This window comes from Zhihengliuella salsuginis, assembly GCF_014651715.1.
GTDB lineage: Bacteria > Actinomycetota > Actinomycetes > Actinomycetales > Micrococcaceae > Zhihengliuella > Zhihengliuella salsuginis.
Window position 1 is genome coordinate 140,934 of sequence record NZ_BMXK01000003.1, and the last position, 21,789, is coordinate 162,722.

The following is a 21,789-nucleotide window of genomic DNA, read 5'->3' on the forward strand; positions in this document are numbered from 1 at the left end:
TTCTCTCACGTGCCGGCGGGTACTCGACGAGCCGGGTCCGGGTACGTGACGGACGTCTCTTCTGCTACGCGATAGCTCCGTAAACTAGGCTTCGGGGTCCGGGTCCGTGACATCGCGGCCCTGGATCTCCTCGGCCCGCATCGTCCGGGACTTCTTCAGCATGACCTTGTCGACCAGCAGGTAGGCCAGAGCGGCCAGGAACACCCCGGCGAGCCCGAAGAACACCATCAGGAACCCGGCGACGGCCCCGCGGGTGAACTCGGCGTGCGGTTCGCCCGAGTAGGCGGAGATCAGCGCCGCGAGGATGCCGACCGCGGCGCCGGCGCCGATGAAGGGCCAGAACCTGGGGGAGCGGCGCACCTCGACGTCGATGGAGGACGGGGTGGCCGGGGTCTCGTGCGAATCCATACCTGAATTCTACCGAAGATAGAACACCTGCCGCACAGGGGCGGGGGCGGCTCAGACGAGCGGCAGCACCGCGCCCAGGTCGGCGCGGATGCCCGAGGCGGACACCGTCGGCGTGCCCTTCGCCGCGTCCCAGCTCAGCCGCCCGGTGGCGAGTGCGAGCCAGATCCCGGCCGGCATCTCGACGACGTTGGGCGGGGTCCCGCGCGTGTGCCGCGGCCCCTCGATGCACTGGGCGACGCCGAACGGCGGGACCCGGACCTCGACCGAGTCGCCCTCGGCGGCCTCGGACAGCTCCTCGAGCGCGTACCGCACCGCCGTCGCCAGCGTCCTGCGGTCCAGCGCGACCGCGTCGACCGCGGCCAGCACCTCGGCCTCGGGCGCCGCGGCATCCAAGCCCGCCTCGCGCAGCCACGCGCCCACGGCGGCGCTGCCGGCGTCGGGTGCGATCCGTCGTCGTACTCCCATGTGCCTAGTCCAGCATCTCCACGACGGGCGCGGCGAGGCGCACGTTGCCGACGGGCTCGCCGCCGCCGAGGACCGGCTTCTGCGTCTTCGCCAGGACCGGGCCCAGGGCGTTCGCCTCGATCACTCCGGCCGCCGCCATCAGCGTGAGCCCCACCAGGGTGGCCCCGCGGCCGTTGCCGTCGAGCATCTTGACCGCGCAGGCCGTACCGTCCGGCGCGCCCAGGATGAGCACGCCCTCGGCGCCGAGCTTGCTGACGATGCCCAGGTCCTCCATGACCACGGTGTTCTCCTCGCCGTGCCCGTGCACGGCCCACGGGTAGTCGAGCATGGCGGTCGCGATCGTGGCCGCCCGCGCATTGGAGGACTTGTCCGACGGCGCCGCGGCCAGCTTGCCGGTGGCCCGGGCCAGGCCGCGCAGCGAGATCGCGGGCACCGGGGCGCCGCAGCCGTCGACCGCAAGATGGGCTATCTTCTCGCCCGCGTACTCCTCGACGATGTCGACGACACGCTGCTGCAGCGGATGGTCGGCGTCGAGGTAGGTCTCGAGGTCCCAGCCGTTCTCCACGCACGCCCACAGGAACGCCGCGTGCTTGCCGGAGCAGTTGAAGGAGAGGCGCGACTGCGCGGCGTCCAGGGTGCGCCCGCCGATCTCGAGCTCGCCGCGGGTCAGGGCGGTGCGGGTCGCGGCGTGCTGCGGCCAGGCGGTCGGGCAGCGCAGGTGGTCCTCGGTGAGCCCGGCGGCGTGCAGCATCTGCTCGGCCAGCTCCATGTGCTCGGCACTGCCGACGTGGCTCGCGCAGGCCAGGGCCACCTGCTCGCCGACCAGCGGGGCGCCCGACTGCATCGAGGCCAGGGCCTGGAACGGCTTGAGGGAGGAGCGCGGGAAGACGGGGGTGGTGGTGTCGCCGAGCTCGAGCCGGACCTCGCCGGCCGGGTCGACGACGACGGCCGAGCCGAGGTGCCGGGATTCGACGAATCCGTTGCGGTCGACGAAGGCCAGGTCGACGGCGTCGCCGGTGGTGAACGTTCCGGAGCGGGGAGAGACTGACATGGTCCCCATTGTTCCCTACGCCGGCGGGTGCGCGCGTCATGCCGGCGCAGGACCGCGCACGCTGGTTCGGTCCCGCCGCCATGCCGATGCGCCGAAGTCGACGCCGCCTCATCCCCGCCCCACGGCGCGAGTCGTCGCGGAATGTCGTGTTTCGGCTTCCCGGCAACCGTCAGCGACGAATGGATGGCCCGGAGCAACCGTCAGCGACGACTCGTGGTGCCGACGCGGTGCGCGTCATCCGCGCCGGGCGACTGCCGCGCGGGTGCCGACGACCGGTACGCTTGGGGACCGTGAAGGTTCTGGTGATCGGCCCCGGAGGCCGCGAGCATGCTCTTGTCCGTTCCCTGCTGGCAGATCCGTACGTCAGCGAAGTCCACGCAGCCCCCGGCAATGCCGGGATGGCGCAGGACGTCGCGACGCATGCGGTCGATGCGCAGGACTCCACCGCCGTGGTCGCGCTCGCGACCGGGTTGGGCGTCGACCTCGTCGTGATCGGACCGGAGGCCCCGCTCGCCGCGGGCGTCTCCGACGCCGTGCGCGCGGCCGGCTTCCCGGTCTTCGGCCCGTCGAAGGAGGCCGCCCAGCTGGAGGCCTCGAAGGCGTTCGCGAAGGACGTCATGGCCGAGGCGTCCGTCCCGACGGCAATGGCCCGCGTCGCGGTCGACGCCGCGGAGGCGGCCGACGCCCTGGACGCGTTCGGCGCACCCTACGTCGTCAAGGACGACGGCCTCGCCGCGGGCAAGGGCGTCGTCGTCACGGAGGACCGCGCCGAGGCGCTGGCCCACGCGGAGGCCTGCTTCGCCGCCGGCGGCACCGTGGTCATCGAGGAATTCCTCGACGGCCCGGAGGTCTCCCTGTTCGTCATCTCCGACGGCAAGCACGCCGTGCCGCTTGCGCCCGCCCAGGATTTCAAGCGCATCTTCGACGGCGACGAGGGGCCCAACACGGGCGGCATGGGCGCGTACACGCCGCTGACGTGGCTGCCGGCCGGCTTCGTCGACGAGGTCATGGAGCGCGTCGCGTACCCGACGATCCACGAGATGGAGCGCCGCGGCACCCCGTTCGCCGGCGTCCTGTACTGCGGTCTTGCCGTCACCAGCCGCGGCGTGCGCGTCATCGAGTTCAACGCCCGCTTCGGCGACCCGGAGACCCAGCCGGTCCTCGCCCGCCTCAAGACGCCGCTCGGCGGCGTCCTGCTCGCGGCCGCGAAGGGCGAGCTCGACGATGCGGAGCAGCTGCACTGGCGCAGCGAGTCCGCCGTCGGCGTCGTCCTGGCGTCGGCGAACTACCCGGACAGTCCCCGCAAGGGCGACGCGATCGGCGGCATCGACGCCGCCGCCGCGCTGGAGAACGTGTCCGTCCTGCACGCCGGCACCTCCACGAACGATGCCGGCGAGGTCGTGACCTCGGGCGGCCGCGTGCTCGCCGTCGTCGGCCTCGGGGCGGACCTGTCCGCCGCGCGCGCCACAGCGTACGACGGCGTCGCACGCATCTCCTGGGAAGGCGTCCAGTTCCGCCGCGACATCGCCGAGAAGGCGGCGGCCGGGCAGATCAGCGTCCCGAACGCCTCCCGGGGCCGGCACGTCGCCGGGGCCGGCACGGCGGGGGAGGCGAACTGATGGCGGGCTTCGAGACCGACGCACCTGTCCTCGACGGCTGGAAGCACGTCTACTCGGGCAAGGTCCGCGACCTCTACGTCCCCGCGGACGCCTCGGTGACCGACCGCGTCCTGGTGGTCGCCAGCGACCGGATCAGCGCCTACGACTTCGTCCTCGCCAGCGAGATCCCCGACAAGGGCAAGGTCCTCACCCAGCTGAGCCTGTGGTGGTTCGACCAGCTCTCCGTCGCGAACCACGTCATCTCCACGGACGTCCCGGCCGAGGTCGACGGGCGGGCCATGGTCTGCAAGAAGCTGGAGATGTACCCCATCGAGTGCATCGCCCGCGGCTACCTGACCGGCTCCGGACTGGTCGAGTACAGGGCCGAGCAGACCGTCTGCTCCCTGCCGCTGCCCGCCGGACTGGTCGACGGCTCCAAGCTGGAGCCGGCGATCTTCACCCCCAGCGCCAAGGCCGAGGTGGGCGAGCACGACGAGAACATCACCTACGAGCAGGCCGTCGAGCGTGTGGGCGCGGACGTCGCCGCCGAGCTCGCGCGCCTCACGCTCGACGTCTACACGACGGCGGAGGCCATCGCCCGCGACCGCGGCATCGTCCTCGCCGACACCAAGGTCGAGTTCGGCCTCGACCCGTCGACGGGCGCCATCACGCTCGGCGACGAGGTGCTGACCCCGGACTCGTCCCGCTTCTGGGACGCGGAGACCTACGAGCCCGGCCGCGCCCAGCCCTCGTTCGACAAGCAGTTCGTCCGCGACTGGCTCACCTCGGACGCCTCCGGCTGGGACAAGTCGAGCGGCGAGGAGCCGCCGGCCCTGCCGGCCGACATCGTCGAGAAGACGCGCGCCCGCTACATCGACGCCTACGAGCGCCTCACCGGGCGGACGTTCGCCGCCTGAGGCATGGGCGAACCCCGCACGACGCCGGCCCGCAGCATCCGCACGGACGCTGCGGGCCGGCGTCGTCTTCCGGGCCGATCCGTTCTCAGGTCAGTGAGTCCCGCCACGCCTGGTGCAGGGAGGTGAAACGGCCGCCCGCGGCGATGAGCTCGGAGGGGCTGCCGTCCTCGACGATCCGGCCGTCGTGCACCACGAGCACCCGGTCGGCGATCTCGACGGTCGAGAGGCGGTGGGCGATGATCAGGGCTGTGCGCTCGCCGAGCAGGCGCTCGAGGGCCTGTTGGACCAGCCGCTCGCTGGGGATGTCGAGCGAGCTCGTGGCCTCGTCGAGGATCAGCACCCTCGGGTCCGCCAGGAACGCGCGGGCGAACGAGATCAGCTGCCGCTGCCCGGCCGAGACGCGTCCGCCGCGCTTGTTCACGTCCGTGTCATAGCCCTCGGGCAGCGATTCGATGAACTCGTGGGCGCCGACGGCCCGGGCGGCCAGGACGATCTCCTCCCGGGTCGCCTCCGGCCGGCCGAGAGCGATGTTGTCGGCGACCGAGCCGGAGAAGAGAAACGCCTCCTGGGTGACCATGACGACGGCCCGGCGCAGGTCGTCCTGGCTGAGATCGCGCAGGTCGACGCCGTCGAGGGTGAGTTCTCCGGCAGTCAGGTCGTAGAAGCGGGCGATCAGCTTCGCGAGCGTCGACTTGCCGGCACCCGTCTGCCCGACGACGGCGACGGTCTGCCCGGCCGGGATCGTCAGGTCGAACTCCTCCATGACCACCGGGCCGTCGCCGTACCCGAAGACCGCCCGCTTGAACTCGACGGCGCCTTCGGCGGCCGGCAGGGGCTGCGGCCGGGCGGGTTCGACGACGGTCGGGCGCTCCTCGAGGAGGCCGGAGACCTTCTCGAGCGCCGCCGTGGCCGCCTGGAACGAGTTGTAGAACATCGCGATCGCCTCGATCGGCTGGAACACGCGTTTGGCGGTCAGCAGGAGCCCGATGAGCGCGCCGACGGCGAGGGAGCCGTCGAGGACCCGGAAGCCGCCGACGAGGAGCACGGCGGCGACGGTGAGGTTGCCGATGAGCATGAGCACGGGCTGCAGGATTCCGAAGAGGGAGATGCTGCGCAGGGTGTTGTCGCGGTACTCGTGTGCCACGTCCGTGTACTTCTCGTCGCCGGCGGCCTCGCGGCGGAAGGCCTTGACGGCCCGGATGCCCGTCATCGTCTCGACGAACGTGGTGATCACCCGGGCGGAGAAGACCCGGGATTCGCGGTAGACCAGCTCCGATCGGACCTGGTACCAGCGGAAGATGATGGCGATGGGGACCGCGGCACCCACGACGACGAGCGCGGTCTTCCAGTCGAGGATGAACATGCTGATCGCGGTGAAGAGGACGAAGGCGATGCCGGAGACCAGCTGGGAGATCCCCTGGTCGAGCAGCTCCCGCAGGGTCTCCAGGTCGGAGGTCTGGCGGGAGATCACGCGCCCCGACGTGTAGGTCTCGTGGAATTCGAGGCTCAGCAGCTGCGTGTGCCGGAAGACGCGCAGCCTCAAATCCAGCAGCATCGCCTGGCTGACGTTGGCGGCGGCCCAGGTGTAGACGCCGAGCAGCCCGCCGGCCGTGATGGCCGTGGCGACGTAGGCGCCCCCGACGAATCCGAGCGCGGCCAGGTCGCCGTCGATGACGCGCGGCAGCATCGAGTCGATCGCCCAGGCCACCAGCAGCGGCAGCGTGGCGCGTGCTCCGGCCGAGACGAGGACCAGCAGGGCCGTGCCGGCGAGCCTGCCTCTGATCGGCCCCGCCAGCGTCTTCAGCAGCCGGAGGGAACGACGCCGGACGCGCCGCCGGTCGTCCGCGCCCAGCTCGATGTTGTCTTCTCCGGCGACGCCGGACATCCCGCTCATGCCGGGTCTCCTTCCGTGGCGGTGTCTTCGGTGTCGAGGACTTCCTCGACACTGGGCGGTTCATCGCCGGCGGCGATCACGAACCGGTAGTGCGCGCTCCGGGCGAGCAACTCGCTGTGCGTGCCGACGTCCTTGATGCGCCCGTGCTCCATCAGGGCAACCCGGTCTGCGAGCATGACGGTCGACGGGCGGTGGGCGACGATGAGGGTGCTCGTGCCCTCGAGGACGCTGCGCAGCCGGGCCGTGACCGCCTCCTCCGTGCGGACGTCGAGGGCGGAGAGCGGGTCGTCCAATACCAGGAGCCGGGGCTTGGCGGCGATGGCCCGGGCGAGGGCGAGGCGCTGGCGCTGCCCGCCGGAGAGGGAGAGGCCCTCCTCGCCGATGAGGGTCTCGACGCCGTCGGGCAGGTCGTGCACGAACTGGGCCTGGGCGACGTCGAGCGCCTCGGCCAGCTGATCGTCCGCCGTCCGTCCGGGCTGCGGCCGCGCGCCGAGCAGGACGTTCTCGCGAACGGAGGAGGAGAACAGGATGGAGTCCTCGAAGGCGACCGCGATCGCGGTGCGCAACGCCTCGACGTCGTACTCGCGGACGTCGAGACCGTCGAGCTCGACGGCCCCGCCGGTGGCCTCGTAGAGGCGCGGGACGAGGTGCAGCAGCGTGGACTTGCCGCTGCCCGTGCCGCCGACGAGCGCCATGGTCTCGCCGGGGCGGACCTCGAGGTCGAGCCCGTCGACGACGTTCGCGGCCCCCGGGGCGTCCGGGTAGGTGAAGGACACGTCGCGCATCACGAGGTGGCCCGCGGGATTCTCGGGGACGCGCGGGTGATCCGGCGAGGTGATGGTGGCGGGCGAGTCGATGACTTCATAGTGGCGGTCGAGCGCGGTCTTGGTGGTCAGCGTCATGCCGAGCAGCATGCCGATGCCCTCGACGTGGCCCGCGAGGAAGGCGGCGGTCGCGAAGAAGGCCGCGAGATCGCCCACGAGCAGCTGGCCGTCCGCGGTCAACCACAGGCCCGTGAAGAGGCCGAGGCCGAGCGTGACCTCCGGCAGCGCGACGACGAGGGCCATGAAGCCTGCGAGGGTGCGCGCCTTGTGGATCTCCGTGTCGCGGAGCTTCTGCGCCTGGGCGTGGAACCCGTCGAGGGCCTCGCGGCCGCGGCCGAACGCCTTGATGACGCGGATGCCGTGGACAGCCTCCTCCACGGTGGTGGCGAGGTCGCCGGCCTGATCCTGGCTGAGACGGCTGGCGTCGCGGAACACCGTGCGGAATTTGAACGCCCGGATGGTGATCGGGATGGCGCCGGCCAGATAGATCAGGGCCAGGATCCAGCTCGAGGAGAACATGAAGGCCAGACCCGCGATGACGGTCAGGGAGGAGACGACCAGCATGATCGATCCGAAAGCCATCCAGCGGCGCAGCAGCGACAGGTCGCCCATGGAGCGGGAGAGCAGCTGGCCGGACCCCCAGCGGTCGTGGAAGGCCACCGGGAGTTGCTGCAGGTGCCGGAAGAGGTTCAGCCGCAGCGACGTCTCGATACCCGCGGTCGGGGAGATGACGAAGACGCGCCGCAGCCAGATCAGGAGGGCCTCGAACGCGCCGAGGAGCGCGACGATCGCGACGCCGAGCCAGACGGCGGAGGCCGCACCCTCGCCGGTGAGGACTGTGTTGACCAGCCAGCCGAGCACGCGCGGGATGGTCAGTGCGACGACGCTCGCCAGCAGTGCGCAGAGGCCGCCGAGGACGAGCCGCGCCATGATGGGTCGAAGGTGGGGGACAAGTCGACCGAAGGTCTCGGTCAGGGTCGTGGTCCGGGTGTCAGCCCGGCCGCTTCGCTGGTGGTGCGCCACGGGGCAGCCTCGATCGATGTCTCGGGAATGGACGACTGGCAATCGGGTGCCCGGTGGCAGTGGTTGGGCTTGCCCAATTGGATTCGATCTCTAGTTTGCCACTAGTCGGCGGCTGTTCAGGGGATATTTCAGATATTACGACGTCGAATGTCAGCCCGTGCCCCGAGGGCAGACCAGCCGTACCCGGCCGTCAGGCGTCGCGCGCGGTGAGACGGAGCATGACCGCCTCCGGGCGGCACGCGATGCGCACCGGGGCGAACCGGGAGGTGCCGATGCCCGCGGAGACGTTCAGCGGGGCCCGGCGGCCCTCGTGCTCCCACGTGGTGAGCCCGCGGGCGCGCCACGTCGGCAGGTCGCAGTTGGACACGAGCGCGCCGTAGCCCGGAAGGCAGACCTGGCCGCCGTGCGTGTGGCCGGCGAAGATGATGTCCGCCCCGGCGTCGGTGAATTCGTCGAGGACGCGCTGGTAGGGCGCGTGGGCGAGGGCGATCCGCACGTGGGGCGCGTCGGATCCGGTGGCGGAACCGCGGGGCCAGCCGGCGAAGGAGTCGTATCCGAGGTGCGGGTCGTCCACGCCGGTGAAATCGAGCCGGAGGCGCCCGTGGGGCACGGACTGGCTCCGGTTGGAGAGGTTGATCCAGCCGGCCGAGCCGAAGGCGCGGTGCATCGTCCGCCAGTCCAGTCCGATCCGCTCGTCCGGCCGCTTGGCGGCGGAGGGGCCGGCGAAGTACTTGAACGGGTTGCTCAGTCGCGGGGCGAAGTAGCAGTTGGATCCCGGCACATAGACGCCCGGGTAGCGCATGAGGGGCTCCAGAGCGTCCAGCAGGGGGCCGACGGCCCGCTGGTGGCTCAGGTTGTCGCCGGTGTTGACCACGAGGTCCGGTTCCCAGTCCGCGAGCGATCTCAGCCAGGCCGCCTTCGCACGCTGCCCGGGAACCATGTGGATGTCGGAGAGGTGCAGGACCTTGAGCGTGGGGGCCCCGGGAGGCAGTACCGGTACCGATTCGTGGCGGACCGTGAACTGGTTCCGCTCCCACAGGCCGTAGCCCACCGCCATCGTCCCGGCGGCCGCGGCGGCGGCCGCCGTGGTGGCCCCTCGACGCAGTCCTCGGATCAGCGCATCTGCCATGTCGTCTCGGTCCCCCGCGTGCTAGTCGTCGCTGTTTCCGTTGCCGTTCCCGTTGCCATTGCTGCCGTTTCCGGCGCCCTGACCGCCCGGCTGGGTGTCGGTGTTGCCGGACCCGGCGTCGCCGGTCGAATCGCTGGCCGGTGCGCTGCTCGATTCGCTGCCCTCGTCTTCACCGGTGTCGCCGCTCGAATCGTCCTCGGAGCTGCTCTCGGACTCGGACTCGTCGTCCGAGCCGGAGCCTTCGTTGTCGTCGCTGCCGCTGTCCTCCGGCTCGGGTTCCGGGGCGGGGGGCGGTGCCGGCTTCGAATCGGCGCTGCCGAACTCGTCAGCCTCGTAGTTCGGGATGACGTCGGTCATGTAGTCGAGCCACATTGGCGCCGCCCAGGAGGAGGAGTCCGGGTTCTCAGGGGTGACCCCGTTGACCTCGAGCCCGAACACGTCGGCGTTGCCGTCGTGGCGGCCGACCCAAGCGGCGGTCGAGATACCAGTGGTGTACCCGACGAACCACGTCGACGCCGCACCATTGCTGGTGCCCGTCTTGCCGGCGACCGGCGAGGAGATGGTGCCCTTGGCGACGCGCTTCGATGCGATCTTCGAGAGCGTCCCGTTGAGGTTGCGCACCACGTTCGTGTTGAGCGCCTGTCGGCACTCCTGCTCCGGGACCTTGTAGCTGTTCCCGGAGGAGTCCGTGACCGAGACCAGTGCGCGCGGCTCGCAGAATTCGCCGTTGTTGGCGAAGGCCGCGAAACCGGCGGCCTGGGACAACGGGGTGACCTTGGCGGAGCCGAGAACCATCGCCGGGTTGGCCGGGTTGATCGGCCTCGCCTCGCCGGTCTCCTCGTCGCGGCTGTCCTGGTCGACGATCCCGACCGCGTCTGCCGCGTTGGCGATGTCGCAGAGATCGACCTGGGCGGCCTGTGCGACGGTCGCGGTGTTGATCGACCAGTAGAGGCCGTATTCGACGGTCATGGGCCGCTTGTAACCGCGGGTGAAGTTGTTGACGTCCCAGACTCCGTCCTCCGTCACCGTCTGGGTGTACCCCTTCGTCAGGCACGAGGCTTTCCAGCGATAGGAATCGGGATACCCGTCCCGGCTCGCGTCGACCCGGTCCCACATGTTGTGCCCCGACTGGAGCCAGGCGATCGTCGTGAACGGCTTCATGGTCGAACCGCCCTGGAATCCGTTCGATCCGCCGTCCTCGCGGGCGACGTTGAAGTTGTAGACCGTATGCGAGGAATCGTCCTGCGGGCCGTACTCCTTGTTCTGGGCCATCGCCAGGATCTTGCCGGTACCGGGCTCGACCGAGACGATCGAGCTGCCGAGGTTGGAGGAGTCGTCCGCCGGCACGGCTTTGCGCGCGGCTTCGAGGGCCTTCTTCTGGGCCTTCGGGTCCAGGGTGGTCTGGATCTTCAGGCCCCCGCGGTAGAGCAGGTTCTCGCGTGCCTCCACGGTTTCGCCGTACGCCGGGTTGGAGAGGATCTGGTGTGTCACGTAGTCGCAGAAGTGCGGGGCGGTGGATGAGGCGATGCACCCGGAGCTGGTGTTGCTCGGCTTGAGCATGGACTCGAGATCGGTTGCGACGGCGTCGTCGTACTCCTCCTGCGTGATGGTGCTGTTGCGCAGCATGGCCGCGAGCACCGTGTCGCGGCGCTTCTGCGTCAGCTCGGGGTTCGTCAGGGGGTTGTAGACGTTGGGGATCTGCACCATGCCGGCCAGCATGGCCGACTCGGGGATGTTCAGCTCGGCCGCCGGCTTCGAGAAGAACCGCTGCGCTGCGGCTTCGACGCCGTAGTTCCGGCCGGAGAAGAGGACGAGGTTGAGGTAGCCCTCGAGGATCTCGGCCTTGCTCATCTCCTTCTCGACGGCGATGGCCAGCTTCATCTCCCGGAGCTTGTCGCCGTAGTCCTTGGTGCCGGAGATCGTCAGCTCCTCGGCCGGGATGCCGGCGAGCACGCCGGAGTTGATGATCTGGTTGTTGACGTACTGCATCGTCAGGGTGGAGGCGCCCTGCTGGCTGGACGACGTGAAGTTGGAGACGACCGCGCGCAGTGTGCCGCGCAGGTCGACGCCGCCGTGCTCGTAGAAGCGCTCGTCCTCGATGGAGACGATCGCGTCCTGCATCGGCTGGGAGATCTTATCGATCGACACCGGCTGCCGGTTCTCCGCGAAGAACGTGGCCAGCGTCGTGCCGTCGTTCGCCAGGACCGTCGACGGAACGGAGAGCGGATCCTTCCGCAGCTCCTCCGGGAGCTCTTCGAAGAACTCGATGCTGGCGTTCGCGCTGGAACCCGCAAGAGAGGCGATCGGGACGAGCAATCCCGCCGCCAACACACCACAGATCGCACTCACACCGAAGAAGGCAACAATCTTGCCGAGGGTGGTTGCGGTATCGAACAAAGGAGACTTACTACCGGCCATACCCATCAGTCTAACTGGAGGGACTACCCTTGCCGGTATGACCACTTGGGAATACACCATCACGCCCCTGCCCCTGCACACCCCGAAGGACGTCCTGGACACGTGGGGCTCCGAAGGTTGGGAGCTCGTGACCGTGACTCCGGCGCCGAACGGTGCCGGGCATGTCGCATACATGAAGCGCCCGAAGCAGTAACCCCTTTCTGACGAGGAACAGCATGGAAAACAAGACATCGCCGAACAGTGCTTCGGCCATCGAGAACCGCCTGGTGGAGCTGGGCCTGACGCTGCCCGAGGTCGCCGCGCCGGTGGCGGCGTATGTGCCCGCCGTCACGAGCGGAAACCACGCGTACACCTCCGGCCAGCTGCCCTTCATTAAGGGCGAACTCCCAGCCGCCGGAAAGGTTGGGGCCGACGTGACCCCGGAGGCCGCCAAGGAGATGGCTGCCACCTGCGTCCTCAACGCGCTGGCCGCCGTGAAGTCGGTCATCGGGGACCTTGACCGCATCACCCGGATCGTCAAGGTCGTGGGATTCGTCTCCTCGGATCCCTCCTTCACCGGCCAGCCGGGCGTCGTCAACGGCGCCTCCGAGCTGCTCGGCGAGATCTTCGGCGAGGCCGGCATCCACGCCCGATCCGCAGTCGGCGTCGCCGTCCTGCCACTCGATTCTCCGGTTGAAGTTGAACTGGTCGCGGAATTCTCCTGACGGCCGCCGCCCGGTAGGCGGAGCGCGCACCCTCGGTGCGCGCTCCCTCGGCGCGCCCGCGACCGAGACGCTCAGCCGGCACTTCGAGCTGCCGCCGGACCAGCAGCCGGCCGCCGAGAACTGGGTGAACCACGGGGAGCGGACCCCGCGCGCGGCGCGTCGCGCGTCGTCGGTGGTCCTCCTTCGCGACGGCACCCGCGGCGTCGAGACGTACCTCGGCTACCGCCGCGGCCACTCGCCGCTCGGAACGATCGCGTTCCCGGGCGGCAGCGAGGGGAACGACGACGACGCGAACGTCGCCTGGTTCGGTCCGACGCCGGGGCAGTGGGCGGACAAGCTCGGCATCCTCGACCATCGGGAGGCCCGCGCCCGGATCGTGTGCGCAGCCCGCGAGCTGTTCGAGGAGACGGGCGTCCTGCTGGCCGGCGGCGACGAGCTCTCGGTGCTGGAGGACTGCTCCAGCAACGAGTGGATGGAGCTTCGGCAGGCCGTCGCCGAGGAGGACATCTCCTTCTCCGAGCTCCTCAACGGGCGGGGGCTCGGGCTGCGCACGGATCTGCTGCGGCCGCTGGCCCGCTGGGTGAGCCCGGACTTCGCGCACCGGCGCTTCGACACGTGGTACTTCGCCGCGGCGATGCCCGTGCGGCAGCAGGCCAGGCTCCTCGAGGGCAAAGGCACCTGGTCCGCGTGGAAGTCCGCGGCGGACGTGCTGGAGGACCGGGGCACCACGGCCCTCGGCGACGAGGTGGACCACCAGGAGACCGTCGGCCTGACGCTGAGCCAGGCCACGGTGCCCGCGGTCGAGGTCATCCTGGAGAAGATCGCCACGACGCGCGGCACGATCGCCTACCTGGCCCACCGGCGCGAGCTCAAGACCTTCCACCCGCAACTGGTCAGCGCCGGCGGGCAGTTCGTCCTCGAGGTCTCCGTGAGCACGGCCAGCGAGGGCGGGATCTGCTGGCGGTCCCGCTGAGCCCCGGTCCGTGAGAGCGAAACGGCCGCCCTGCCTGTGGAAGGCGGGGCGGCCGTCGTCGTACTCGGCGCGGAGCGCTTAGCGCGAGCGCTGGCGCAGGCGCTGGATGTCGAGGATCACGACGGCGCGTGCCTCGAGGCGCAGCCAACCGCGCTGGACGAACTCGGCCAGGGCCTTGTTGACGGTCTCGCGGGACGCGCCGACCAGCTGGGCCAGCTCCTCCTGCGTGAGCTCGTGGGCCACCAGGATGCCGTCGGTGGCCGGGCGGCCGAAGCGGTCGGCCAGGTCCAGCAGGGCCTTGGCGACACGGCCCGGAACGTCGGAGAAGACCAGGTCGGCCAGCGACTCGTTGGTGCGGCGCAGGCGGCGGGCCAGAGCCTGGAGCAGCTGGATCGACACCTCGGGGGAGGTCTCGATGACCTTGCGCAGGTTCTCGTGGCGCAGGCCGGCCAGCCGGGTCTCGGAGACCGCGGTGGCGGTGGCGTTGCGCGGGCTCGGGTCGAACAGGGCCATCTCGCCGAAGAGCTCGCCCGGGCCGAGGACGGCCAGGAGGTTCTCGCGGCCGTCCGGCGCCGTGCGGCCCAGCTTGATCTTGCCGGAAACGATGAAGTAGAGCTGATCGCCCTGATCGCCCTCGCGGAAGACGGAAGCGCCGCGGGAGAGGTCGACCTCGGTCAGTTCGTCGGTAAGGGCTGAGAAAACGTCGTCACCTAGCGTCTGGAAGAGCGGTGCGCGGCGAAGTACCTCGATGTCCATGGAATCTCCTGTCCAAAAAAATAGATAGCGCTAACGAGTATTCTGCCGTACAAAGTGCTCTTGTGACGACTTCCACACGGCGAAACGGTGTGAGTCATGCGTCAATTAAGCTCAGAGCACTCACAGAACGCGTGCGTAGAATCGGGAGCAATGATTTTCGGATTCAGCTGGCTCGACATCATCCTGGCCATCGTGTTGCTGTCGTTCCTGGTGTCGGGGTGGCGACAGGGCTTCTTCGTCACCCTCGGCCGGATCGTCGGCCTGATCGCGGGCGCCGTCGCGGCCTTCTACGCCGTGCCCGTCGTGTCCGGCTGGGTGCACAGTCCGGGCTGGCGCCTGTTCTGGGTCGTCGCGGTCGCCGTCGTCCTGGTCATCATCGGACAGGGTATCGGTACGGCTTTGGGAGCCAGGATCCGCCTGTGGCTGAACTATCCCGCGCTCAAATCCTTCGACCGGTTGATCGGGGCCGTCGTCAACACCGCCGTCGCGGCGGTCGTGGTCTCCGCCCTGTCCTTCTCGGTGGCCGCGATGGGCATCCCCGTCCTGTCGCAGGCGCTGGCCGACTCGAAGGTCATCAGCACCATCCGCGAGTACACCCCCGAGCCCGTCGACGAGGCCCTCGCCTCCGCCCGGTCCGCCGTCATGGGCGGGACGATCCCCGAGCTCATCGACCCGTTCGCCCCCACCGAGAGCGCCCCCGCCCCGGAGCCCGAGCAACTGCCCGACGGACCCGGCATCGACTCGGCGGCCGACTCCGTGGTCAGGGTCAGCGGCACCGCGTTCGAATGCGGCGTCAACCAGACCGGCAGCGGCTTCGCTGCCGCCGAGGACCGGATCATCACCAACGCCCACGTGGTCGCCGGTGTCACCGACCCCGTGGTCACGACCCGCGACGGCCGTGCCCTGCCCGCGACGATCGCCCACTTCGACCCGGCCGCGGATCTGGCCGTTCTCGAGGTCGAGGGCCTGGGGCTGAGCCCGCTCCCCGTGGGCCAGGACCTTGCGACCGGCGAGACCAGCGTCTTCATGGGGCACCCGGCCGGCGGGCCGTTCCGCGCGCTCGGCGCCACCGTGCAGTCGGTGGAGGACGTGCCCGTCCAGAACATCTACGGCGGCGAGCCGTCGTCGTTGAACATCTACCAGCTCGGTGCGGACATCGAGCAGGGCAACTCGGGTGGACCGCTCGTGGACGAGCAGGGGCGCCTCATCGGCGTCGTCTTCGCGAAGGCGCGCGGCGCCGAGGACGTCGGCTACGCGCTCTCCCTCGAGGAGGTCGCCCCGCTCGTCGATGCCGCCGCCGGGTACGACGACGTCGTCTCCTCCGGGGCCTGCAAGGCCGCCTGACCGGGGCGCGGCTACACCGAGCCCAGTGCGGTCAGGCCGAGGACGGCCAGCGTGCCGAATCCGGCCCCCCAGAGCGCGATCGAGATGGACTGCCACAGGACCACCTGGTTCTTCGCGGCGCCGATCCCCACCATGAGCATGGAGGTGATCTGGCTCGGAAGCACCCACTGGCCCAGCAGGCTGACGCCGGGGACGCCGAACCGGTTGAACATCCGCAGGAACTTCTGCTGGCCCTTGGAGGGCTCCCGGCGGGACCGCTCGGCGAGCCGGCGCTGGATGCCGGCACCGAGGGTGACCAGCAGGAACATGCAGATCCAGTTTCCGACGACCGCCGCGGGCACCGCCACCCAGACGGGCAGTCCGACGACCACGCCGATCACCGACCCCGTGTAGGACTCGACGAACGGGATGGCCCCGGCCAGGGCGATCACGAAGGACTGCAGCCAGCCGGGCAGCGGTGCGGCGAGTTCTTGGAGCCAGTTGATGATGTCCATGGTGTTCTCCTGATCGGTGGTCGTGCTCGGTAGGGGACCAGTCCATCAGCGGCGGGCGGGGTGGAGAAGTGCCGCGGCGGCCCGTATCCACCGGGAGGATGTCAGGCCGTGCCCCTGACAAATGTCACTGGCCTACGCTGGAGCCATGACCCTGCCGAGCACCTTCAACGAGCGAAACACCCGGCGTGCTTTCCACACCTTCTGGTGGTGGACGTGGGCCTCGCTGATCTTCCTCTACGCCGTGATGTATCTGGTGACGTTCGGACACCTGGTCATCGGCAACGATGCCGCCGGCGACGGCACCGCCAACCGGCTCTTCGGCACGGTACAGGTGGTCCTCCTGGCGGCCTCGGCACTCACCGCCTTCCAGACCTCCCTGCGCTTCCGGTCCGGCTGGCCCGACGAGGGGCGGACCCCGTGGCGCACGGTCGCTTCCGTGGGAACGGCCCCTCTGCTGCTGGCGCTGAGTTCCTGGGGGAACGACGCCGGCGGTCTCGCGCCGCTGCTCCCGTTCTGGCTTGCGGTCTCCCACATCGCCGGGCTGCTGCCCAAGCCCAGCCGGTGGCGCCTGTTCTGGTTCGGGCTGGCCCTCGTCGTACTCATCGCCGCCGTGTTCCTCGTGCTGCATCCAGAGGGCGCGTGGTGGGCCGAGCCCGCGTCGGTCGCAGGGACGCCGGACAGCCTCATCGCCCTGATCTACGGGTTCCTCATTCCCTTGGTGGTCTTGGGGTCGGTGTGGTGGTGGGACGCGATCGTCCGGCTGCAGCGCGGCCGGGCCGCCGAGCGCGAGCTGGCCGTGGCCCGGGAGCGGCTGCGCATCGCCGCGGACCTGCACGACATCCAGGGGCACCACCTGCAGGTCATCGCCCTGCAGGCGGAGCTGGCCGAGCGGCTGGTCGAGCGCGACCCCGCCGGCGCACTCGAGCAGATCGGCAAGGTCCGGGTGGCCGCGGCCGAGGCGATGGGCGAGACGCGGGCCGTGGTCAGCGGCCTGCGGCGGGTCGGCTTCTCCACGGAGGCGGAGAACGCCGCCGACGTCCTCGGCGCGGCGGGGATCGACTGCAGCGTCCACGGCTGGGGCCACGAGCTCACGGGGGCCCCGCGCCAGGCGCTGGGCTGGGTGATCCGCGAGGCCTCGACCAACATCCTGCGCCACGCGCAGGCGACCCGCGCCGAGCTGCGGCTCGTCGAGGACGGGGAGTGGGTCACGCTGACGGTGGAGAACGACGGCGTCGCGCCCGCCGCGCCCGAACCCGCCGGGGACCCGGCGGAGTCGCCGGCCGGCGTCGAACCGTCCGGACTGCTGGGGCTGCGGCACCGGATCGAGCAGCTCGGCGGCCGGTTCGAGGCGGGGCCGCGCGGCGACGGGTTCGTGGTGACCGCCTCGGTGCCCGCCGACGCGACCGCTCTGCCGGAGGCCGCACCCGCCGGTGCCGCCCGCGCCGACGGACGGACGGCGCCGTGATCCGCGTGCTCGTGGCGGACGACGAGGACCTCATCCGCGGGGCGCTCGTCGCGCTTCTGGGGCTGGAGGAGGACCTCTGCGTCGTCGCCAGCACCGGCGATGCCGAGGAGGCCGTGGAGCTGGCCGCCCGGCACCGTCCCGACGTGTGCGTGCTGGACCTGGAGATGCCGCCGACGGACGGCATCGTGGCGGCCGCGGCGATCCGCCGCCGCGTCCGCTCGCGGACGCTCATCGTGACCCGCCACGCGCGGCCGGGAGTACTGCGGAGGGCGCTGCGCGAGGGCGTGAACGGGTTCGCGCCCAAGTCCATGCCGGCGGAGGAGCTGGCCCGGGTCATCCGGGAGGTCGCCCGCGGCAAGCGCTACGTGGACCCGGAGATCGCGGCGAGCGCCCTGACGGGGGAGAAATGCCCTCTCAGCGACCGCGAGCTCGACGTGCTGCGGGTCGGCCGCGACGGCGCCCGGATCGCGGTCATCGCCGCCGGGCTGCACCTCGCCGAGGGAACGGTGCGGAACCACGTCTCGTCGATCCTGGCCAAGATCGGGGTCGACACCCGGCACGAGGCCGCGCGGATCGCCTGGGAGAACGGCTGGATCTGAGGCCGGGCCGCTCCGGCGGGCGGCCGCGGCGCTAGATGGACTGGCCGTCCTCCGGCCACGCGCCGTCGGCCTCCCAGTGCAGCTGTACGCCGTGCTGGTGCGTGTAGGCCTGCGGCACGCCGTCGAGCGTCATGACGAACATGCCCGACCGCTCGCGGGGCACGGCGATCTCGCCGTCGGTCGCGTCGGACATGAAGAACCCCTCGTTGGCGATCCACCGGCAGTCCAGGGTGGCGACGAGTTCGAGGAACGCGTGCCGCAGCCCGGGCGGCAGGTAGGAGGTCACCGCCGAGTGGTAGACGACGGCGGTGTGCTCCGCCGGGACCGCGTTCACCAGGGTCTCGACGTGCGCGAGCAGGTCGCCGCGGACCAGGGTCACGGGCCCGCCCGGGTCGTCCCGGGGCAGCGACGTCAGCACGTCGAGGCCCGCGCTCAGGCGGTCGAGCCGCTCCGTCTGGCCCGGCCAGACGAGGCACTTGAGCCAGCGGGCCGTCTCCGGGTCCGCGCCGTCGAGCGGGTTCAGGTCGACCCCCGTGCGGGAGGCGATCTCCGGCAGGCGCGTCGGCAGCGGCGGGTTCCCCGTCGTCGCGCACTCCAGCAGCGGGGCGCCGGCGGCGAGGTTCTCGGCGCCGAGGACGTCGCCGCCGTCGTACCGGTAGGCGAAGCGGTCCGGCAGCAGGCACAGGCCCGCCGACGGGCCGAGCTCGATGAGCGCGAGGGGCTTGCCCGAGTCGGACTGGATCTGCTCGAAGACGGGCAGCAGGGTGGCGCAGCGGGCCGGCTCGTTGGTCTGCGTCATGCGGACGGCGAGCTCCGCGGCGACGTCGTCCCAGCGTTCGCGCAGGAACGCGGCGAGCGTGGCGAACCCGGCGTCCGGGCAGCCGAGGAACCGGGCGACCGCGAAGACGAGGTTGGGCTGCTGCTTGTTCGGCGGCAGGGTGGCGATCCTCGCGACCAGGTCGGCGTCGGCGGCGACGCCGTGGGCCCACTCGGCGTAGAGCGCCGAGTGCGACGGGAACCAGACGCGCGCGTACTGGGTGAACAGGTGGGCGGTCGCCTCGCGGGCCGGGCCGGTCACGGCTACCCCCGGCCGGAGCCGATGAGGTGCGCGAGCTGGGCGATGCCGAGCCGGTAGCCGTTCGTGCCGGCGCCCACGACGATCGACTTCGCCACCGGGGAGATGAAGGAGTGGTGCCGGAAGGACTCGCGCGCGTGCACGTTGGAGATGTGGACCTCGATCACGGGCAGCCGGATGCCGGAGACGGCGTCCGCGAGCGCGACGGAGGTGTGCGTGTAGGCGCCCGGGTTGAAGACGACGCCGGCGTGCGTCCCGCGGGCGGCGTGGAGGGCGTCGATGAGCGCGCCCTCGTGGTTGGACTGGGCGAACTCGACGTCCAGCCCGTGCGTCGCGGCTTCCGCCCGGCACAGCGCCTCGACGTCGGCCAGCGACTCGTGCCCGTACACCTCCGGCTCGCGCGTGCCGAGCAGGTTCAGGTTCGGGCCGTTGAGGATCAGAATCGAAGCCATAAAAGTACCCTACACACGCGCGCGGCCCCGCCCGAGCGATTCGGGCGAGGCCGCGCGTCTATTACTACTTGCGCATGTCCTCGGCGATCTTGGTCATCACGCTCGGATCGGCCAGCGTCGAGGCGTCGCCGACCTCGCGGCCCTCGGCGGCGTCCTTGAGCAGCCGGCGCATGATCTTGCCGGAGCGGGTCTTCGGCAGCTCCGGCACGACCAGCACGTGGCGCGGCTTCGCGATCGGACCGATCTGCTTGCCCACGTGGTTGCGCAGCTCGGTGACGATGTCCTCGCCCTCCTCGGCGCTGCCGCGGAGGATCACGAACGCGACCACGGCCTCGCCCGTCGTGGCGTCCTTCGCGCCGACGACGGCGGCCTCGGCCACCTTGTCGTGGGCGACGAGGGAGGACTCGATCTCCGTGGTGGAGAGCCGGTGCCCGGAGACGTTCATGACGTCGTCGACGCGGCCGAGCAGCCACAGGTCGCCGTCCTCGTCGTACTTGGCGCCGTCGCCGGCGAAGTACATCCCGTCGAAGCGCGACCAGTACGTCTCCTTGAAGCGCTCCGGGTCGCCCCAGATGCCGCGCAGCATGGACGGCCACGGGTCGCGGATGACGAGGTAGCCGCCCTCGCCGTCGCCCACCGATTCGCCCATCTCGTCCACGATGTCGATCGAGATGCCCGGCACGGCCACCTGGGCCGAGCCCGGCTTCGTGTGCGTCACGCCCGGCAGCGGGGCGATCATGTGGGAGCCGGTCTCCGTCTGCCACCAGGTGTCGACGATCGGGGCCGGGTGCTCCTTCTTCTCGCCGTTCTTCCCGGCGTTGGCCCCGATCACGTCGCGGTACCACATCCAGGCCTCCGGGTTGATCGGCTCGCCGACCGTGCCGAGCACGCGCAGGCTCGAGAGGTCGTAGCCGTCCGGGATCTCGCGGCCCCACTTCATGCAGGTGCGGATCGCCGTCGGCGCCGTGTAGAGCAGCGAGACCTTGTACTTCTCGACGATCTCCCACCAGATGCCCTGGTGCGGGGTGTCCGGGGTGCCCTCGAACATGACCTGGGTGGCACCGTTGACGAGCGGCGCGTAGGCGACGTAGGAGTGTCCGGTGACCCAGCCGACGTCGGCCGTGCACCAGTAGACGTCCGTCTCCGGGTGCAGGTCGAAGGTGTCCTTGAGTGTCGCCGCCGACTGCACGATGTATCCGCCGGTGGTGTGCAGGATGCCCTTCGGCTTGCCCGTGGTGCCGGAGGTGTAGAGGATGAACAGCGGGTGCTCCGAGTCGTGCGCGACCGGGGCGTGGTCCTCGCTCGCGGTCAGCACGACGTCGTTCCACCACTTGTCGAGCCCGTCGTTCCATTCCGTGGGTTCGGAGTTGCGCTTGACGACCACCACGTTCTCCACGGTGTGCCCGGGCGCGGCCAGGGCGGCGTCGACGGCCGGCTTCAGCGAGCTCGGCTTGCCGCGGCGCCACGTGCCGTCCGCGGTGACGACCAGCTTGGCCTCGGCGTCGTCGATGCGCGAGCGCAGGGCGTCCGCGGAGAACCCGCCGAAGACGACCGAGTGGACGGCGCCGATGCGGGCGCACGCCAGCATGGTGATCACGGCCTCCGGGATCATCGGCAGGTAGACCGCCACGCGGTCGCCCTTGGCTACTCCGAGCGACTCGAACGCGTTGGCCGCCTTCTTCACGGCGGCGGTGAGCTCGGCGTAGGTGTAGGTGGTGGTGTCGCCGAGCGCGCCCTCGAAGTAGATGGCCACGCGGTCGCCGTTGCCGGCCTCGACGTGGCGGTCCAGCGCGTTGTAGGCCGCGTTGACCTTGCCGCCGACGAACCACTTGGCGACGGGCGCGTCCGACCAGTCGAGAGTCTCGGTGAAGTCGGTGTCCCAGGTCAGGACCTCGCGGGCCCGGTCGGCCCAGTAGCCGAGCCGGTCGGCCTTCGCTCGCTCGTACCGGGAGGCGTCGGCGACGGCGTTCGCCGCGAAGTCGGCGCTGGGCCCGAAGGCGCGCTCTTCATGCATCAGGTTGTCCAGCGTGGAGGTCGCATCAGTCACGACGGGTCCTTTCAGTCACAGGGAGTGCCTCTACGGCTCGATTCTGTGTCTCAGGTTACACACCGGCAGCCCTTCCCTGTGCGGGCGGTCACACCCGCTGCCGGTGGATGGGGGTGATTCTGCGGTAAACGGTCCGGCGGCTTCGGGTGCGCA

General features: G+C 70.6%; 20 protein-coding genes. 8 read left to right on the forward strand and 12 right to left on the reverse strand.

Features of this window, described 5'->3' with window-relative positions; translation table 11 throughout:
• Positions 1 to 84 precede the first annotated feature (84 nt).
• Genes IE069_RS04235 through IE069_RS04245 form a run of 3 tightly spaced genes read right to left on the reverse strand, consistent with a single transcriptional unit; the run spans position 85 to position 1,924 of the window.
• Entirely contained in the window at positions 85 to 408 is a 324-nt protein-coding gene (locus tag IE069_RS04235) for a hypothetical protein (RefSeq protein ID WP_189348868.1), read from the reverse strand.
• 51 nt (positions 409 to 459) lie between these two features.
• Positions 460 to 873 carry a sterol carrier family protein gene (locus IE069_RS04240; protein WP_189348869.1) on the reverse strand — a complete coding sequence of 138 codons (414 nt, stop codon included), beginning with the start codon at positions 871 to 873 and terminating at the stop codon, positions 460 to 462.
• 4 nt (positions 874 to 877) lie between these two features.
• Positions 878 to 1,924: an asparaginase gene (locus IE069_RS04245; protein WP_189348870.1), complete on the reverse strand. Its 1,047-nt coding sequence runs from the start codon at positions 1,922 to 1,924 to the stop codon at positions 878 to 880.
• A 290-nt stretch (positions 1,925 to 2,214) separates the two neighbouring features.
• Here IE069_RS04245 and purD point away from each other — a divergent pair, with 290 nt between their 5' ends.
• Together purD and IE069_RS04255 are read left to right on the forward strand one after the other, a co-directional pair.
• Positions 2,215 to 3,543, forward strand: a complete 1,329-nt coding sequence (purD, locus tag IE069_RS04250) for a phosphoribosylamine--glycine ligase (RefSeq protein ID WP_229790937.1) — start codon at positions 2,215 to 2,217, stop codon at positions 3,541 to 3,543.
• Positions 3,543 to 4,439 carry a phosphoribosylaminoimidazolesuccinocarboxamide synthase gene (locus IE069_RS04255; protein WP_189348872.1) on the forward strand — a complete coding sequence of 299 codons (897 nt, stop codon included), beginning with the start codon at positions 3,543 to 3,545 and terminating at the stop codon, positions 4,437 to 4,439. The genes purD and IE069_RS04255 overlap by 1 nt, the downstream gene beginning before the upstream one ends.
• A gap of 85 nt (positions 4,440 to 4,524) precedes the next feature.
• Here the strand turns inward: IE069_RS04255 and IE069_RS04260 are convergent, their stop codons facing one another.
• The 4 genes from IE069_RS04260 to IE069_RS04275 all read right to left on the reverse strand — a co-directional run bounded on the left by IE069_RS04260 (position 4,525) and on the right by IE069_RS04275 (position 11,706).
• A complete protein-coding gene (locus IE069_RS04260; RefSeq protein ID WP_189348873.1) occupies positions 4,525 to 6,333 on the reverse strand; it encodes an ABC transporter ATP-binding protein in 1,809 nt (602 codons plus the stop codon).
• Entirely contained in the window at positions 6,330 to 8,180 is a 1,851-nt protein-coding gene (locus IE069_RS04265) for an ABC transporter ATP-binding protein (RefSeq protein ID WP_373287789.1), read from the reverse strand. Before IE069_RS04265 ends, IE069_RS04260 begins: the two co-directional genes overlap by 4 nt.
• A gap of 190 nt (positions 8,181 to 8,370) precedes the next feature.
• Positions 8,371 to 9,309, reverse strand: coding sequence for a metallophosphoesterase (locus IE069_RS04270; protein WP_189348874.1), 939 nt, complete (start codon positions 9,307 to 9,309; stop codon positions 8,371 to 8,373).
• A gap of 21 nt (positions 9,310 to 9,330) precedes the next feature.
• Positions 9,331 to 11,706, reverse strand: a complete 2,376-nt coding sequence (locus IE069_RS04275; protein WP_229790938.1) for a transglycosylase domain-containing protein — start codon at positions 11,704 to 11,706, stop codon at positions 9,331 to 9,333.
• 58 nt (positions 11,707 to 11,764) lie between these two features.
• Between IE069_RS04275 and sp36 the strand changes: the two genes are divergently transcribed.
• From sp36 to IE069_RS04290, 3 genes are all read left to right on the forward strand, one after another.
• Positions 11,765 to 11,920, forward strand: a complete 156-nt coding sequence (gene sp36, locus IE069_RS04280; RefSeq protein WP_189348876.1) for a Sp36 family protein — start codon at positions 11,765 to 11,767, stop codon at positions 11,918 to 11,920.
• A 22-nt stretch (positions 11,921 to 11,942) separates the two neighbouring features.
• Positions 11,943 to 12,431, forward strand: coding sequence for a RidA family protein (locus IE069_RS04285; protein WP_189348877.1), 489 nt, complete (start codon positions 11,943 to 11,945; stop codon positions 12,429 to 12,431).
• 88 nt (positions 12,432 to 12,519) lie between these two features.
• The gene (locus IE069_RS04290) at positions 12,520 to 13,404 is read left to right on the forward strand and encodes an NUDIX hydrolase (protein ID WP_189349000.1); all 885 of its coding nucleotides are present in this window, start codon (positions 12,520 to 12,522) and stop codon (positions 13,402 to 13,404) included.
• A gap of 78 nt (positions 13,405 to 13,482) precedes the next feature.
• On the opposite strand, the gene IE069_RS04295 is transcribed toward IE069_RS04290, so the two are convergent.
• On the reverse strand, positions 13,483 to 14,160 hold the full coding sequence (locus IE069_RS04295) for a Crp/Fnr family transcriptional regulator (RefSeq protein ID WP_102157366.1): 678 nt from the start codon (positions 14,158 to 14,160) through the stop codon (positions 13,483 to 13,485).
• A gap of 150 nt (positions 14,161 to 14,310) precedes the next feature.
• Here IE069_RS04295 and IE069_RS04300 point away from each other — a divergent pair, with 150 nt between their 5' ends.
• Entirely contained in the window at positions 14,311 to 15,504 is a 1,194-nt protein-coding gene (locus IE069_RS04300) for a MarP family serine protease (protein WP_229790939.1), read from the forward strand.
• An 11-nt stretch (positions 15,505 to 15,515) separates the two neighbouring features.
• On the opposite strand, the gene IE069_RS04305 is transcribed toward IE069_RS04300, so the two are convergent.
• Positions 15,516 to 15,998 (reverse strand): hypothetical protein, encoded by a 483-nt coding sequence (locus IE069_RS04305; RefSeq protein WP_229790940.1) that lies wholly within the window; start codon positions 15,996 to 15,998, stop codon positions 15,516 to 15,518.
• Between the two features lie 145 nt (positions 15,999 to 16,143).
• Here IE069_RS04305 and IE069_RS04310 point away from each other — a divergent pair, with 145 nt between their 5' ends.
• Both IE069_RS04310 and IE069_RS04315 read left to right on the forward strand, forming a co-directional pair.
• The gene (locus tag IE069_RS04310; protein ID WP_189348878.1) at positions 16,144 to 17,463 is read left to right on the forward strand and encodes a sensor histidine kinase; all 1,320 of its coding nucleotides are present in this window, start codon (positions 16,144 to 16,146) and stop codon (positions 17,461 to 17,463) included.
• The gene (locus IE069_RS04315; RefSeq protein ID WP_189348879.1) at positions 17,460 to 18,062 is read left to right on the forward strand and encodes a response regulator transcription factor; all 603 of its coding nucleotides are present in this window, start codon (positions 17,460 to 17,462) and stop codon (positions 18,060 to 18,062) included. The genes IE069_RS04310 and IE069_RS04315 overlap by 4 nt, the downstream gene beginning before the upstream one ends.
• 31 nt (positions 18,063 to 18,093) lie before the next feature.
• On the opposite strand, the gene IE069_RS04320 is transcribed toward IE069_RS04315, so the two are convergent.
• The 3 genes from IE069_RS04320 to acs form a co-directional block, all read right to left on the reverse strand.
• On the reverse strand, positions 18,094 to 19,140 hold the full coding sequence (locus tag IE069_RS04320; protein ID WP_229790941.1) for a DUF2332 domain-containing protein: 1,047 nt from the start codon (positions 19,138 to 19,140) through the stop codon (positions 18,094 to 18,096).
• A gap of 2 nt (positions 19,141 to 19,142) precedes the next feature.
• Positions 19,143 to 19,589: a type II 3-dehydroquinate dehydratase gene (gene aroQ, locus IE069_RS04325; protein ID WP_189348880.1), complete on the reverse strand. Its 447-nt coding sequence runs from the start codon at positions 19,587 to 19,589 to the stop codon at positions 19,143 to 19,145.
• A 64-nt stretch (positions 19,590 to 19,653) separates the two neighbouring features.
• Positions 19,654 to 21,603: an acetate--CoA ligase gene (gene acs / locus IE069_RS04330; RefSeq protein WP_189349004.1), complete on the reverse strand. Its 1,950-nt coding sequence runs from the start codon at positions 21,601 to 21,603 to the stop codon at positions 19,654 to 19,656.
• Positions 21,604 to 21,789 lie beyond the last annotated feature (186 nt).